Origin of the sequence: Streptomyces lienomycini, from assembly GCF_027947595.1 — a bacterium.
Lineage (GTDB): Bacteria > Actinomycetota > Actinomycetes > Streptomycetales > Streptomycetaceae > Streptomyces > Streptomyces lienomycini.
On sequence record NZ_CP116257.1, the window covers coordinates 7,229,130 to 7,243,320 of the forward strand.

11 protein-coding genes and 1 tRNA gene are annotated in these 14,191 nt (G+C 73.1%); 3 read left to right on the forward strand and 9 right to left on the reverse strand.

From position 1 onward, the window contains the following. Positions 1 to 42: 42 nt before the first annotated feature. Positions 43 to 2,286 (reverse strand): MMPL family transporter, encoded by a 2,244-nt coding sequence (locus tag BJ961_RS32915; RefSeq protein WP_271416409.1) that lies wholly within the window; start codon positions 2,284 to 2,286, stop codon positions 43 to 45. A 112-nt stretch (positions 2,287 to 2,398) separates the two neighbouring features. Then, positions 2,399 to 2,998, reverse strand: coding sequence for a TetR/AcrR family transcriptional regulator (locus BJ961_RS32920; RefSeq protein ID WP_271416410.1), 600 nt, complete (start codon positions 2,996 to 2,998; stop codon positions 2,399 to 2,401). Between the two features lie 163 nt (positions 2,999 to 3,161). On the opposite strand from BJ961_RS32920, the gene BJ961_RS32925 reads away from it, so the two are divergent. Then, a complete protein-coding gene (locus BJ961_RS32925) occupies positions 3,162 to 6,614 on the forward strand; it encodes a S41 family peptidase (protein WP_271416411.1) in 3,453 nt (1,150 codons plus the stop codon). 84 nt (positions 6,615 to 6,698) lie between these two features. Here the strand turns inward: BJ961_RS32925 and BJ961_RS32930 are convergent, their stop codons facing one another. The 4 genes from BJ961_RS32930 to BJ961_RS32945 form a co-directional block, all read right to left on the reverse strand. Next, on the reverse strand, positions 6,699 to 6,917 hold the full coding sequence (locus BJ961_RS32930; RefSeq protein ID WP_271416412.1) for a hypothetical protein: 219 nt from the start codon (positions 6,915 to 6,917) through the stop codon (positions 6,699 to 6,701). An 86-nt stretch (positions 6,918 to 7,003) separates the two neighbouring features. Next, on the reverse strand, positions 7,004 to 7,897 hold the full coding sequence (locus tag BJ961_RS32935; RefSeq protein ID WP_271416413.1) for an SDR family oxidoreductase: 894 nt from the start codon (positions 7,895 to 7,897) through the stop codon (positions 7,004 to 7,006). Further along, positions 7,894 to 8,853: an alpha/beta fold hydrolase gene (locus BJ961_RS32940; protein ID WP_271416414.1), complete on the reverse strand. Its 960-nt coding sequence runs from the start codon at positions 8,851 to 8,853 to the stop codon at positions 7,894 to 7,896. Before BJ961_RS32940 ends, BJ961_RS32935 begins: the two co-directional genes overlap by 4 nt. Further along, entirely contained in the window at positions 8,850 to 10,385 is a 1,536-nt protein-coding gene (locus BJ961_RS32945; RefSeq protein ID WP_271416415.1) for a flavin-containing monooxygenase, read from the reverse strand. The genes BJ961_RS32940 and BJ961_RS32945 overlap by 4 nt, the downstream gene beginning before the upstream one ends. Before the next feature lie 152 nt (positions 10,386 to 10,537). Here BJ961_RS32945 and BJ961_RS32950 point away from each other — a divergent pair, with 152 nt between their 5' ends. Further along, positions 10,538 to 11,185: a MerR family transcriptional regulator gene (locus tag BJ961_RS32950; protein ID WP_271416416.1), complete on the forward strand. Its 648-nt coding sequence runs from the start codon at positions 10,538 to 10,540 to the stop codon at positions 11,183 to 11,185. Positions 11,186 to 11,201: 16 nt separating this feature from the next. On the opposite strand, the gene BJ961_RS32955 is transcribed toward BJ961_RS32950, so the two are convergent. Then, positions 11,202 to 12,005 carry an exodeoxyribonuclease III gene (locus BJ961_RS32955; RefSeq protein WP_271416417.1) on the reverse strand — a complete coding sequence of 268 codons (804 nt, stop codon included), beginning with the start codon at positions 12,003 to 12,005 and terminating at the stop codon, positions 11,202 to 11,204. 69 nt (positions 12,006 to 12,074) lie between these two features. On the opposite strand from BJ961_RS32955, the gene BJ961_RS32960 reads away from it, so the two are divergent. Next, positions 12,075 to 12,560, forward strand: a complete 486-nt coding sequence (locus tag BJ961_RS32960) for a GNAT family N-acetyltransferase (RefSeq protein WP_271416418.1) — start codon at positions 12,075 to 12,077, stop codon at positions 12,558 to 12,560. A 173-nt stretch (positions 12,561 to 12,733) separates the two neighbouring features. On the opposite strand, the gene BJ961_RS32965 is transcribed toward BJ961_RS32960, so the two are convergent. Together BJ961_RS32965 and sepX are read right to left on the reverse strand one after the other, a co-directional pair. After that, positions 12,734 to 12,807: transfer RNA gene (locus BJ961_RS32965), tRNA-Ala, on the reverse strand. 83 nt (positions 12,808 to 12,890) lie between these two features. After that, complete coding sequence (gene sepX, locus BJ961_RS32970; RefSeq protein WP_271416419.1) at positions 12,891 to 14,159, reverse strand: divisome protein SepX/GlpR; 1,269 nt, start codon at positions 14,157 to 14,159, stop codon at positions 12,891 to 12,893. Positions 14,160 to 14,191: the final 32 nt, after the last annotated feature.

Genomic DNA, 14,191 nt, shown 5'->3' on the forward strand with positions numbered 1-14,191 from the left:
GCTGGTCGGTGCCGCCCTCCGCTCAGCGGCCGGGGCGGCAGGTCAGGCGCGGACCAGCTCCCTGTCCTCGTCCGGGCCGGAACCGCCCTTGCCGTCCCCGGCCGTGCGCAGTCCCTCGCCCTCGACGTCCACGTTGGGCAGTGCGCGGTCCAGCCACTTCGGCAGCCACCAGGCCCGCTTGCCGAGCAGGGCGAGGACCGCCGGGACGATGGCCATGCGGACGACGAACGCGTCGAAGAAGACGGCGATGGCGAGACCGAAGCCGATCATCTTGACCATGGACTCGCTGGAGCCGATGAAGCCCGCGAAGACCGCCATCATGATCACCGCCGCGGCCGTGACGACCCGGGCGCCGTGCTTGAAGCCGGTGACGACGGCCTGGTGGGCCTTCTCGCCGTGGACGAAGGCCTCCCGCATGCGGGTGACCAGGAAGACCTCGTAGTCCATGGCGAGGCCGAAGACCACGCCGACCATGAAGATCGGCATCATCGACATGACCGGACCGGTCTCCTCGACGCCCATCAGGCCGGACAGCCAGCCCCACTGGAAGACCGCGACGACCGCGCCGAGGGCCGCCATGACGGAGAGCAGGAACCCGAGGGCCGCCTTCAGCGGGACCAGGATCGAGCGGAAGACCACGATGAGCAGGAGGAAGGCCAGGCCGACGACCAGGACCAGGTACGGCACCAGCGCGTCGTTGAGCTTCTCGCTGACGTCGATGTTCATCGCCGTCGAGCCGGTGACCAGCGTCTCCGCGCCGGTGTCCGCCTTGACGTCGCCGCCCGCGTCCCGGATGGCGTGCACCAGGTCCTCGGTCTGCACGGAGGACGGCTTGGAGTCCGGGATCACGGTGATCGTCGCGGTGTCGCCGCCCTTGTTGGGCGCGGGCGGGGTCACCGCGACGACGCCGTCGAGGTCCTTGATCTGCTTCTCGACGTCGGTGAAGGCGTCCTTGGGGGCGTCGCTGCCCTTCGCGTCCACCACGACCATCAGCGGGCCGTTGAAGCCGGGGCCGAAGCCCTCGGAGAGCAGGTCGTAGGCGCGGCGCTGGGTCGTGGACGTCGGCTGGGAGCCGTCGTCGGGCAGGCCCAGTTCCAGTGAGGTGGCGGGGACGGCGGCGGCGCCGAGGCCGATGACGCCCAGGAGGAGGACGGCGAGGGGGCGGCGGACGACGAAGCGGGCCCAGCGGGTGCCGAGGTTGTCCTTGGGCCGGGCGCCCGGCTCCTGCGGCTTCGGCCCGCTCTTGCGGGCGCGGCCCAGCAGCCTGCCCTTGGCACCGGCGGGCTTGACCCGGCGGCCGGCGTAGCCGAGCAGCGCGGGGATCATCGTCAGGGCGATCAGGACCGCGATGGCGACGGTGCCGGCGGCGGCGATGCCCATCTTGGTGAGCATCGGGATGTTGACGACCGCGAGGCCCACCAGGGCGATGACGACCGTGAGGCCCGCGAAGACGACGGCGGAACCCGCGGTGCCGACGGCCCGTCCGGCGGCCTCCTCGCGCTCTCGTCCCTCGGCGAGTTCGGCGCGGTAGCGGGAGACGATGAACAGGGCGTAGTCGATGCCGACCGCGAGGCCGATCATCATGGCCAGGATCGAGGTGGTCGAGCCCAGTTCCAGCGCGCTCGCCAGCGCGGTGATCGAGGAGACGCCGATGCCGACGCCGATCAGGGCGGTGAGCAGGGGCAGTCCGGCCGACACCAGGGAACCGAAGGTGATGACCAGGACGACGGCGGCGACCGCGATGCCGATGACCTCGGTGGCGCCGGTCTCCGGGACGGCCTGGAGGGCGTCACCGCCGACCTCGACGGTCAGTCCGGCGTCGCGCGCCTGCTGGGCGGCGTCCTCCAGGGCGTCCTTGGTGGTCTCCTCCAGCTCCATGCCGGAGGCGTCGTACTTCACCGACGCGTAGGCGATCGTGCCGTCCTCGCTGACGGCGTCGCCCTTGTAGGGGTCGGCGACCGAGGCGACCTCGGAACCGTCCGCGAGGTCGCCGACGGTCTTCTCGACGGTCGCCTTGTTGTCGGCGTCCGTCATCTTCTCGCCGGACGGTGCCTTGAAGACGACGCGTGCGGTCGCCCCGTCGGCGGCGGCTCCGGGGAAGCGCTGTTCCAGCAGGTCGAAGGCCTTCTGGGCCTCCGTTCCGGGGATGGAGAAGGAGGAGTTGCCGGCGGGCGGGGCACTGGCCGCGCCGACGCCCGCGAGCGTCAGCAGGGCCACCCATATCAGGGCGACGAAATGCCGTCGGCGAAAGGCGAGCCGGCCGAGTTTGTAGAGGAACGTGGCCACGGGGGCGTACTCCCGGTCAGGTCGTGGGTCTTCAGGGCAGGGGTGATCAGCCCGACGACGTGAGCGGTTACGTCAGGTGGGGCTCAGGTGTCACTGGGGGTGCAGGGACGTGTCAGGGGGTGGAGACGCCGAGTGCGGGGAGGACCACGGCGTCGAGGTAGGAGGCGAGGAATGCCTGCGTCGGCGGCTGGTCGTCCAGCAGCGTGCGCGTGGCGAATCCGCCGATCAGCATGTGGACGACGAAGTCCAGCGCCGGACAGTCCGGTCTGATCTCACCGCGGTCGATGGCGCGGTGCAGGACCTTCTGGCCTTCCGCCATCTCCGGTTCGATGAGCTGTTCCCGGAAGGCTTGGCGCAGGTCCGGGTTCTGGTGCAGCGCCATGGCCAGGCCGCGCATCAGCGCGGAATTCTGCTCCATGGTGCAGTCGTCCTCGCGGACCAGCAGGGCGTGCAGGTCGCCGCGGAGCGATCCGGTGTCGATGTCACTGATCGAACCCGGCTTGTTGTGCCTGACCGCCTTCACGACCAGCTCCGGCTTGCCGCCCCACTGGCGGTAGAGCGTCGCCTTGCTGGACCGGGTGCGGGCAGCCACGGCGTCCATGGTGAGGGCGTCGTAGCCGACTTCCCGGAGCAGGTCGAGCACGGCCTCGTAGAGTTCGGCCTCGCGCTCGGGAGTGATCCGACTCCGGCGCGCGGTGGCGACCTCGGTCATCTCGCTCACTCCTCTCCGCTCTCTCCGGCGTCCGTCAGAACGACACCGTTTCGTACATGACGAATGTATCCCACCGACTAGCGAAACGAAACGGTTTCGTTCGTGTTCTGGGTCACGGTTGTCAGCTCCCCATAAGTTGCCGGTACCCGGTGCGCGGAAAAGCATGGGGCGGGTGAGTTATCTGCGCCTTCCGCACCTCAGTGGCGACCGGTTGTGCTTCGTGGCCGAGGACGACCTCTGGCTCGCGTCCCTCGACGGTCCGGGCCGGGCCTGGCGGCTCACCGTCGACCGCACCAAGGCCGGCCACCCGCGCTTCTCCCCCGACGGCCGGCACATCGCGTACACCAGCTGGCGCAGTCTCGTGCCGGAGGTCCACCTGGTGCCGGTGGACGGCGGTCCCGGGCGGCAGCTCACCCACTGGGGCGGCTTCGACACCCGGGTCTGCGGCTGGTCGCCCCCGGACCCCGACGGCACCACGGCCGTCCTCGCCGTCGCCTCGCACGGCGAGCCCTTCTCCCATCTGACCTGGGCCTACAAGGTCACCCCGGACGGCGACCCCGGACGCAAGCTGCCCTGGGGCCCGGTCACCGACATCCAGGCCGCCGACCTCGACGGGGAGCGCAGGATCCTCCTCCTGACCGGCACCCCGCCGCACGAGCCCGCCGCGTGGAAGCGCTACCGGGGCGGCGCCACGGGGCGGCTCTGGCTGCACGGCGAGCGGCTGCTGCCCGACCTCGGCGGGCACCTGGCCGCCCCGATGTTCGTCGGCGGCCGGATCGCCTTCCTCTCCGACCACGAGGGCGTCGGCAACCTCTACTCCTGCACCCACGACGGCTCCGGCCTGCGCCGGCACACCGACCACGACGCGTTCTACGCCCGCAACGCGTCGAGCGACGGCACGCGGGTGGTGTACCAGTGCGCGGGCGACCTGTGGCTCGTCGAGGACCTCGCGGCGGGCTCGGTGCCGCGCCGGCTCGACGTGCGGCTGAGCGGTCCGCGCGCGGGACGGCGTACGTACCAGGTGCCGGCCGCGCAGCACGTGGGCGGCGTCTCCGTGGACGAGACGGGCCGGGCGAGCGCCGTCGTCGTGCGCGGCAGCCTGTACTGGCTCACCCACCGGGACGGCCCGGCGCGCACCATCGCCGACACCCCGGGGGTACGGGTGCGGTTGCCGGAGATGCTCGGGGAGAGCGGGCGGATCGCGTACGTGACGGACGCGGAGGGCGAGGACGCCGTCGAGATCTCCTACCTGCCCCGGGCGACCGGCGGCCGCCCGGCCCGGCGGCTCGCCTCGGGACGCCTCGGCCGGGTCCTGGAGCTGGTCTCGGACCCGGCGGGCGAGCGCCTCGCCGTCGCCGCGCACGACGGCCGCCTGCTGATCGTCGACGTCACGGAGCCGGACCCGGAGGTCGCGCCGGCCCTGGACGCGGTGGACGCGGTGGACGCCGGGTACGCGGCGGAGGCGGGCGAAGAGGTCACGGCGGGGTCGGCGGCCGGGGCGGACGGCGACCCCACGTCCGGTGACACCGGCACGGGCGCCGCCGCCGGAGGCACCGTGGTGCCGGGCGACCCCGGCAGCCCCGCGACCGCCGGAGGCCGGGTCACCGAGCTGGTCCGCTCCGTCAACGGCCCCGTGCGCGACCTCGCCTTCTCCCCCGACGGCGCCTGGCTCACCTGGTCGCACCCGGGCATCGGACGCACCCTGCGGCAGATCAGGATGGCCCGCGTCGACGGCCCGGAGGGCACCCTCGTCGTCGACGTCACCAACGGCCGCTTCGAGGACGAGAACCCGGTCTTCACCCGGGACGGCCGCTACCTCGCCTTCCTGTCCTGGCGCGGCTTCGACCCGGTGTACGACGTGCACACCGGCGACCTGTCCTTTCCGCTCGGCTGCCGCCCCTACCTGGTGCCGCTGTCCTCGGCGACGCCCTCCCCCTTCGCGCTGAACCCCGAGGGCCGCCCCGCGGCCGGGGGCCTGGACCCGCTGGAGGACGAGCCCGGCGAGGGCGGCGCGGTGACCGTCGAGGTCGAGGGCCTGGAGAGCCGGGTGACGCCGTTCCCGGTCACCGCCTCCAAGTACTCGGCACTGGAGCCGGTCGCGGGCGGCGGCCTGGTCTGGCTGCGCTGGCCGATCTCGGGCGCGCTCGGCGAGACCTTCGCCAACCCCGCCGACCCGAGCGAGCGGCCCACGCTGGAGCACTTCAACCTGGCCAAGGCGAAGAAGTCCGAACTGGTCGACCACCTGGACTGGTTCCGGGTCAGCGGCGACGGCAACCGCCTGGTGGTGCTCGACGAGGGCGACCTGCGCGCCGTACCGGCGGCCGAGGTGGGCGACGGCGACTCGACCACCTGGATCGACCTGCGCCGCATCCTGCACGAGGTCGACCCGGCCGCCGAGTGGCGCCAGGCTTATGACGAGGCGGGCCGCCTGATCCGCGCCTACTTCTGGGACCCGGGGATGTGCGGCATCGACTGGGACGCGGTGCTGGACCAGTACCGCCCGCTGCTCGAACGGGTCGCCTCCCCCGACGAGTTCGCCGACCTGCTGCGCGAGGTGCTCGGCGAGCTGGGCACCTCGCACGCCTACGTGGCCGCCGCCCGGCGCAACGAGGGCCCGGCGCACTACCAGCGCCGGCAGGGCCTGCTCGGCGCCAACCTCGTCTGCCGGGACGGGCGGTGGGTGGCCGGGCGCATCCTGCCGGGCGACTCCTCCGACTCCAGGGCCCGCTCCCCGCTGGCCGGCACGGGCATCCGCGACGGGGCCGTGCTCACGCACGTCGACGGCCGCCCGGTGGACCCGGCCCTCGGCCCGTCCCCGCTCCTCGCGGGCGCGGGCGGTACGACGGTGGAGCTGACCTTCTCCCCCGCCGAGGGCTGCCGGGGCCCCTCCCGCCGGGTCGCCGTGGTACCGCTCGTCGACGAACGCCCCCTGCGCTACCAGGACTGGGTGGCCAAACGCCGCGCGGTGGTACGCGAGTTGAGCGGCGGCCGGTGCGGCTACCTGCACATTCCCGACATGGGCGGATCCGGCTGGGCGCAGTTCAACCGGGACCTGCGCATGGAGGTGTCCCGGCCCGGGCTCATCGTGGACGTGCGCGGCAACGCGGGCGGGCACATCAGCGAGCTGGTCATCGAGAAGCTGACCCGGACCATCCTGGGCTGGGACCTGACGCGGGACGCCCAGCCGGTGTCGTACACCTCCAACGCCCCGCGCGGGCCGGTCGTCGCGGTCGCCGACGAGGCGACGTCCTCCGACGGCGACATGATCACGGCCGCGTTCAAACTGCTGCGGCTCGGCCCGGTGGTCGGGCAGCGCACCTGGGGCGGCGTGGTCGGCATGACCGGCCAGCACCAACTCGGCGACGGCTCGGTGATCACGGTGCCGATGAACGCGGCCTGGTTCGACGCCTACGGCTGGTCCGTGGAGAACTACGGTGTCGCCCCCGACGTCGAGGCGCTGCGCACCCCGCTGGACTGGGCCGAGGGCCGCTACCCGGTCCTCGACGAGGCGGTCCGGCTCGCGTTGGAGCTGCTGGAGACCGACCCGCCCGCCACACCGCCCGGTTACGACGCCGTACCGGACCGGTCGCGTCCGCCGCTGCCGCCGCGGGAGTAGGCAACCCCGCACCGCCTCCGGTGGCACGGGAAAGGGCGCCCACCCGAACGACGGGGGGCGCCCTCTCACTTCAGCGGCGGCGCGTCAGGCGTCGAAGCTGTCCTGGAAGCGCTCGTCCTCGTCGCGGCGGCGCGAGGACGGGTCCTGGTGCTCCGACTCCCGGCGGCGCGAGGACGGGTCCATCTCGTCCTCGTCACGACGGCGGTCACGGTTCTGGAGCTGGTCCTTGCCCTGCTCGGCCCGCTGCTTGCCCTGCTGCTGCATGCGCTCGGCCTTGTCCTGGAACTGGTCCTTCATACCCATGTGGGTTCACTCCTGGTGATCGGGCCCGACCGGATCGGCCGGGCGCTCGATCAGATTCACATGAGCCGTGACCGTGCGCATGTCGATCACTTACGGACCGTAGCGACCCTGCTCCGCCCCTGTTCGTCGGCCGCTCCACCGGCGCCGACCAGGCCGGTCCGCAGGCCGTTCAGCCGGTCCCCGAAGCGCCGCATCTCGCGCTGCCCGACGGTGCCGATGGCCGCCGGCAGGTAGCCGCGCACGCCCTGCATGCCGCGCAGCCACCACTGTCCGTAGACGTGCGCGGAGCGGCGCTCGACGCCCTCCACCAGCCGGTCGACGGCGGGGCCCAGCGGGTAGGTCTTGTTCGACGGCCAGGGCAGCCGCTGCCGCAACTCCCGCATCACGTCGTCCTGGTCGGCGCCGCGCACCATGTCGGTGTCGGTCCACGACAGATACCCGACGCCGACCTTCACGCCCCGGTGCCCCACCTCGCCGCGCAGGCTGTGCGCGTATGCCTCCACGCCGGACTTGGAGGCGCAGTAGGCGGTCATCATCGGGGCGGGGGTGAGCGCGGCCAGCGACGCGATCTGGAGCAGGTAGCCGCGGCTCTCCAGCAGTGCGGGCAGGAAGGCGCGGGCGGTCACGGCCGAGCCGATCAGGTTGACCTCGATCACCCGGCGCCAGGAGTCGGGGTCGGAGTCGACGAAGGGGCCGCCGATGGCGACGCCCGCGTTGGCGACGACGATGTCGATCTTCCCGAAGCGCTCCTGCACCTCCGCCGCCACCCGGGCCATCGCCTCGTGGTCGGTGACGTCGGCGTGCCAGTGCTCGCTGTCGCTGTGCAACCGGGCGGAGACCTGCTTGAGTTCGTCGGGCTCCAGACCGACCAGCGCCACCTTCACTCCGCGTGCGGACAGTTTGCGGGCCATCAGCTCCCCGACGCCCCGCGCGGCTCCGGTGACGACGGCGACGCGTCCTTCCAGGCTCACCCTGCTCATGCGCTCTCCTCGGCGTGTTCGGCACGCTCACCGCGTGCCCTCGGTATGCGTGCGCTCGGTAGGTGGGCGGCGGCGAGGGCCCGTATCTTCCCGGTGACCAGCTCCGGCGCCTCGACCGGCGTCATGTGGCCGAGACCGGGAAGCTCCGTCACGCCCACGCAGTCGGGCAGCGCGGCGGCCAGCGCGCGGGCGTGGACGGGCGGCGTCAGCCGGTCCGCCGTACCGACGACGACCTCCACCGGCATCCGCAGCTCCCGTACGCCGTGGTCGAGGTCGAGGAGGTCGAGCACGTTCGACCAGCCGTACCGGACCCGGCGCGGGCAGGCGTGCACGATCCGGGCGCAGGCCTCGACGGCGTGCGCCGCCGAACCGGGGCCCATCGTCCCGTACTTGAGGATCCTGCGGGCGAGTGGAGTGACCGGCCCGAGCGGTGCCCGGGAGCCGAGGATCCGCCGGGTCAGCCAGGTGCGCGCCCGGCCCTCCCGCATCGGCACCACGGTCGCGGACGCCACCAGCCGCGCACTGCCCGTACTGCACAGCAGCGCGGCCGCCACGTGCTCGCGCACCGCCGGCCGGGTCGCCGCGGCCATCAGCGTCATCCCGCCCATGGAGTGCCCGGCGACCACGGCCCGCTCGCCCGGCGCCAGCGTGGCCGTAAGGACGGCTTCGAGGTCGTCGGCGAGCGGCTCGGTGCCGTACGCCGGGTTGGCGGGGCTGCGGCCGTGGCCGCGCTGGTCGTAGGCGATGACCCGGTGGTCGGCGGCCAGTTCCCGGATCTGCGCCGCCCAGAACGCGATGGAGCAGCACCAGCCGTGCGAGAGGACGACCGCGGGCGCGTTCTCCGGGCCGTGCACCTCGACGTGGACGCGGGCGCCGTCGGCGGCGGTGACCGTCAGCTCGTGGGCGGGCACGGGCGGGGCGTAGGGCCCGTCGGCGACGTGCGTCAGGCGGGTCACGCGCTCACCTCGGCGTCCGCGTCGGTGGCCGTCGCGGCGGCCTTCGCGGGGGACGGGCGCAGCACCTCGTACTCGGCGAGGTCCACGCGCCGTGTCGCGCGCCGGAACTCGGCGGTGGTGCCGGGCCAGACGGTGGTGTTGCGGCCGCTCGCGTCGAGGTACCAGCTGGTGCAGCCGCCGGTGTTCCACACCGTGCGCTTCATCCGCTCCTGCACCCGGTGGTTCCAGTTGCGTACGGCGGCGGGGCGCGGGTCGAGGGCGGTGCGGCCGCCGAGGACGTTCAACTGCCGCAGGTAGTCCGCCAGGTAGTTCAGCTGGGACTCGATCATCAGGATCATGGACGAGTTGCCGAGGCCGGTGTTGGGTCCGATGACCGTCATGAAGTTGGGGAAGCCGGCCGCCGTGCCGCCGCGCAGCGCCTCCATGCCGCCCTTCCAGGTCTCGGCCAGGGTCCGCCCGTCCGCGCCCACGACCCGCTCCGCGATCGGCATGTCGGTGACGTGGAAGCCGGTGCCGAAGATGATCACGTCCGCCTCGGCCTCGGTGCCGTCGGCGGCGACCAGCGTGGAGCCGCGCACCTCGCCGAGGCCGCTCGCGACCACGTCCACGTTGGGCCGGGCGAGCGCCGGGTAGTAGGTGCTCGACAGCAGGATGCGCTTGCAGCCGATGCGGTAGTCGGGGGTGAGCTTGGCGCGCAGGGCCGGGTCCTTGACGGCGGCGCCCATGTTCCGCTTGGCGATCCGTTCGACGAAGCCCAGCTCGTCGGGGTGCTTGGTGAACGCCTGCACCTGGAGTTCCCGGATGCCCCACAGCACGCCGCGGCGCAGCTTGGTGGTGGCGGGCACCGCCCGGTGCAGCGCGCGTTCGGCCCTGCTGATGGCCCGGTCCATGCGGGGCATCACCCAGGCCGGGGTGCGCTGGAAGAGGGTGAGCCGGCCCGCCTTCGGCTGGATCGACGGCACGATCTGGATGGCGGAGGCGCCGGTGCCGATCATGGCGACGCGCTTGCCGGTGAGGTCGTAGTCGTGGTCCCAGCGGGCGGAGTGGAAGACCTTGCCGGGGAAGGTGTCGAGCCCGGGGATGTCCGGGACCTTGGGGTCGGAGAGCGGTCCGGTCGCGGAGACGACGACGTCGGCGGTGAGGGTGCCGCGCACGGTCTCGATCTCCCACCGCAGCCGCTCGGTGTCCCACGCCATCCGCTTCACCTCCGAGTCGAAGCGGAGGTGGGGGCGCAGCCCGAAGGTCTCGGTGACGTGCTCCAGGTAGGCGCGGATGTGCTCCTGCCCGGAGAAGGTGCGCGGCCACTCGGGGTTGGGCGCGAAGGAGAAGGAGTACAGGTGGGACGGCACGTCGCAGGCACAGCCGGGGTAGCTGTTGTCCCGCCAGGTGCCGCCGACACTGCCGGACCGCTCCAGTACGACGAAGTCGGTGATCCCTTCGCGCCGCAGCCGCACGGCGGCCCCCAGGCCGCCGAAGCCGGACCCGATCACCGCCACCCGTACGTGTTCGTGAACCTGCTCGTGCTCGGCCATCCCGGAGCCTCCACGCTTGCCTGGACCGTCTGGAACCCGTCTGGAACACTGCCAGTGAATACTGGCGCAATGGGAGCGTAGAGCAGCTCCGTACTCATGGGTAGGGGTTGGACGGAGGAAAGTTACCGCCGGTACGCCATAGGGTCGTGCACGTGACCGAGAAGCGTGAATACCGCATGGAGGAACTGGCCGGGCTGGCCGGCATCACGGTGCGCACCCTGCGCTTCTACCGCGAACGCAAGCTGATCCCGCCGCCCCGCCGCGCGGGCCGCATCGCCTGGTACGACGACCACCACCTGGCCCGCCTGCGCACCATCGCGGCGCTGCTCGACCGCGGCCACACCCTGAACGGCATCGCGGAACTGGCCGACGCCTTCGACCACGGCCGCGACGTCGGCGACCTGCTCGGCCTCGGCGAGCCCACCGAGGAGACCCCGGTCCGCCTCACCCCCGAGGAACTCGCCGCCCGCTTCGAGGGCGAGGTCAGCGCCGAGAACCTGGCCGCCGCGATGGAGCTGGGCTACCTCGGCACCGACGGCGACGAACTCGTCCACATCAGCCACCGCCTGCTGGAGGTCTCCTCCGCCCTGGTCCGCGAGGGCATACCCCTCGGCGAGGTCCTCGGGGCCGGCGCCCGCGTCCGCGAACACGCCGACGCCCTCGCCGAGCTCTTCGCCGACCTGATCCTGCGCCACGCCCCCGAGCGGGAACTCGACCGCCTGCGCCCGCTGGCCCGCAGCGTGGTGGAGGCGGAACTGTCGCTGGCGCTGGACCGGCGGATGCGCAGGCGGACGGAGTAGCCGGGCCCGAGGCCGCTCAGCGGTCGTAGACCACCGTGACCGGCGCGTGGTCGGACCAGCGCTCGGCGTGCGTGGCGGCCCGCTCGACGTGGCCCTTGAGCGCCCTGGCGGCCAGGCCGGGAGTGGCGGCGTGGAGGTCGATCCTCCATCCACTGTCGTTGTCGAAGGCCCGCCCCCGGTAGGACCACCACGAGTACGGCCCCTCCACGTCCGGGTGCAGGGCCCGCACGACGTCCACGTACCCGCCCTCGGCCGGATCGAGGACGCGGCCGAGCCACTCCCGCTCCTCCGGCAGGAAGCCGGAGTTCTTCTTGTTGGCACGCCAGTTCTTCAGGTCGGCCTCGCGGTGGGCGATGTTCCAGTCGCCGCAGACGACGACCTCCCGCCCCTCGGCGGCGGCACGCTCGCGCAGCTCCTTGAGGTAGGCGAGGAACTCGCCCATGAAGCGGACCTTCTCGTCCTGGCGCTCGGTGCCGACCTCTCCGGAGGGGAGGTAGAGGGAGGCGACCGTCACACCGGGCAGGTCGGCCTCGACGTAGCGGCCACTGGTGTCGAACTCCGTCGAGCCGAAGCCGACGCGGACGGCGTCGGGCTCACGGCGCGTGCAGAGGGAGACGCCGGCCCGGCCCTTGGCGGCGGCGGGGGCGTGCGTGACGTGCCAGCCCTCGGGGGTGCGGACGTGCTCGGGGAGCTGCTGGGGCTCGGCCCGCACCTCCTGGAGGCACAGCACGTCGGCGGAGGTGCCGGCGAGCCACTCCACGAAGCCCTTCTTCGCGGCGGCGCGCAGGCCGTTGACGTTGACGGAGGTCACGGTGAACATCCCGGCACGATACCGGCACACTGGACGGTGCCCCGATCCCGGACCCCGCATCGATATACGGTAGGTAGTATGAACATTCGCCGGGTCCCCTTCGACCACCCCGACGCCGTGAAGCTCAACGACGAGGTCCAGGCCGAGTACGACGTCCGCTACGGCGACGGCGGCGACGCCACGCACCTGGACCCGTCGGACTTCGCGCCGCCGAACGGCCAGTACCTGATCGCGTACGACGAGAACGACGTCCCGGTCGCCTCGGGCGGCTGGCGCAGCCAGGACGCCAACGACGAGGGAAACCTCGACGGGGACGCCGAGCTGAAGCGGATGTTCGTCATAGAACAGGTCCGCGGTCGCGGGCTGGCCCGCCGCATCCTGGCCGCCCTGGAGGACGACGCCCGTGCGGCGGGCCGGACCCGGATGGTGCTGGAGACCGGCACCAAGCAGCCGGAGGCCGTGGCCCTGTACACCTCCAGCGGCTACGAGCCCTGCGGGAAGTTCGGCTACTACCGCTTCCACGAGGACAGCCTCTGCTACGCGAAGCCGCTCCGGACCTCCTAGGGGGCGTCAGGCGGCGGTGCCCACCCTCGCCGCCCTCGCCGCCCTGGGGCGACTGGCCGCCGGTCGCGGCCCGGTGCCGCCGGTGGTCCCGCCGGACCGGGCGGCGCGGCGACGGGAAACGACGAAGGTCCCGTCCGATCGTGATGATCGGACGGGACCTTCGCCCATGTGCGTGGACCTGTGGGGATTTGAACCCCAGACCCCCTCGATGCGAACGAGGTGCGCTACCAGACTGCGCCACAGGCCCTTGCAACGAGTGAAACTCTAGCACCCCGACCAGCGTGCTCAAAAATCAGTTCCGGGGCCGCGACCAGGCGGCCCCGGGCCCGGCTACTCGTTGGCCGCGCGGGGGCGGTCGCCGTCCTCGTACTGGTCGAAGAGCGGCGTGCGCCCCCGCTCCCTGGCGCGGCGGGCCGAGGCGGCACGGCGGGCGCCGCTGCGACCGGGGGCCTCCGCACGCTCCTCGGTGTGGGCGGCCGGACGGTCCCGGTCCGGGCCGGGGGCCCGGGCCGCGTCCTCCTGGTCGGGGGCGACGGCGCTGGAGCGTGCCGAGCTCCACGCGTCCGGTGCCGCGAGGTCCACGTCGGGCGTGGCCCGGGGGGCGACCGGCGCGGTCACGTAGGTGGGCAGGGGCACCGGTACCGGGTCCCAGCTGTCGCCCTGCGGGTGCCCACGGCGTTCACGCTGCTGGTCGACCCACTCGGCGTGGTCGGTCTGCTCGACCAGCGCCCGCCGGTCCGCGGCGAGCGCCGACATTCCGGCGTCGGGCTCCGCCTCGGGCCCGTCGTCCGGTTCCTCGGCGTCGAGGTCGCCCACGGGTCCGCCGGGCGCGGCGGGTGTGCGGCGGCGCGGGCGGGGGTCGCGGTCGCGCAGCCGCTGCGCGGCGACCTCGGCCTGGCGGCGGTCCATCTGGAAGGCGAACCGGCGGCGCTCCTGCACCCGCAGGTGGGCGATGTAGACGCTGAGCAGCACCGCGGGCACCCCGGGCGCCCACAGGAACGCCAACCCGCCGACCGCCGCGACGACCGAACCGAGCGTGAAGGCCAGGAACAGCATCACGGTCGTACGCCGACGGCGCGCGAGCACCTTGGTGCGCCGGGCCCGGGCCGCGGCCGCCGGGGAGAGGGGCGCGCGCCGGGCCTGCGGCACCCGCCTCCGCGCCGGTGCCGGTGCCTGCGCCTGCGCCGCGCCGGAGCCGGCCGAGTGGCCGGGCTCCGGAGACTGTCCGGGTCTCGGGTCGTGCCCGGGCCCGCCCGGCTGAGGACGTGCCGTCTCGGGCCGCTCCGCGGTGCGCTGCGGGGCGGCCGGCCGGGTGTGCCGTCGGGTTCGGGACACGGCGAAGGCCCGGACGTCCACCGAGTCGGTGGCGGCGTCCGGGGCGTCGGCGTCGGGCTCCGCCTCGTCGGCGGGGCGCGACCGCAGGTCCTTGGCGTACCGGCGCTCCATGCCCGCCCGTCCGGACAGCAGCCGGATGGCGGTGCTGAAGCGTTCCGTCGGACGGGCCTCGTTCAGCTCGTCCTGCCTACGGAGCCACATCGGCACCAAGTAGGCGGCCCAGGCCCCGACGATGACTGCGTAGATGAGGCCGCTGCTGCTCACGCCTCACACGGTAGAGGGGTTTGCTTGAGGCC

Coding starts and splice junctions, on each gene's coding strand:
- BJ961_RS32920 (WP_271416410.1), bottom strand. CDS start 2,998: ATGACCGAGGTCGCCACCGCGCGCCGGAGTCGGATCACTCCCGAGCGC.
- BJ961_RS32925 (WP_271416411.1), top strand. CDS start 3,162: ATGGGGCGGGTGAGTTATCTGCGCCTTCCGCACCTCAGTGGCGACCGG.
- BJ961_RS32930 (WP_271416412.1), bottom strand. CDS start 6,917: ATGGGTATGAAGGACCAGTTCCAGGACAAGGCCGAGCGCATGCAGCAG.
- BJ961_RS32935 (WP_271416413.1), bottom strand. CDS start 7,897: ATGAGCAGGGTGAGCCTGGAAGGACGCGTCGCCGTCGTCACCGGAGCC.
- BJ961_RS32945 (WP_271416415.1), bottom strand. CDS start 10,385: ATGGCCGAGCACGAGCAGGTTCACGAACACGTACGGGTGGCGGTGATC.
- BJ961_RS32955 (WP_271416417.1), bottom strand. CDS start 12,005: ATGTTCACCGTGACCTCCGTCAACGTCAACGGCCTGCGCGCCGCCGCG.
- BJ961_RS32960 (WP_271416418.1), top strand. CDS start 12,075: ATGAACATTCGCCGGGTCCCCTTCGACCACCCCGACGCCGTGAAGCTC.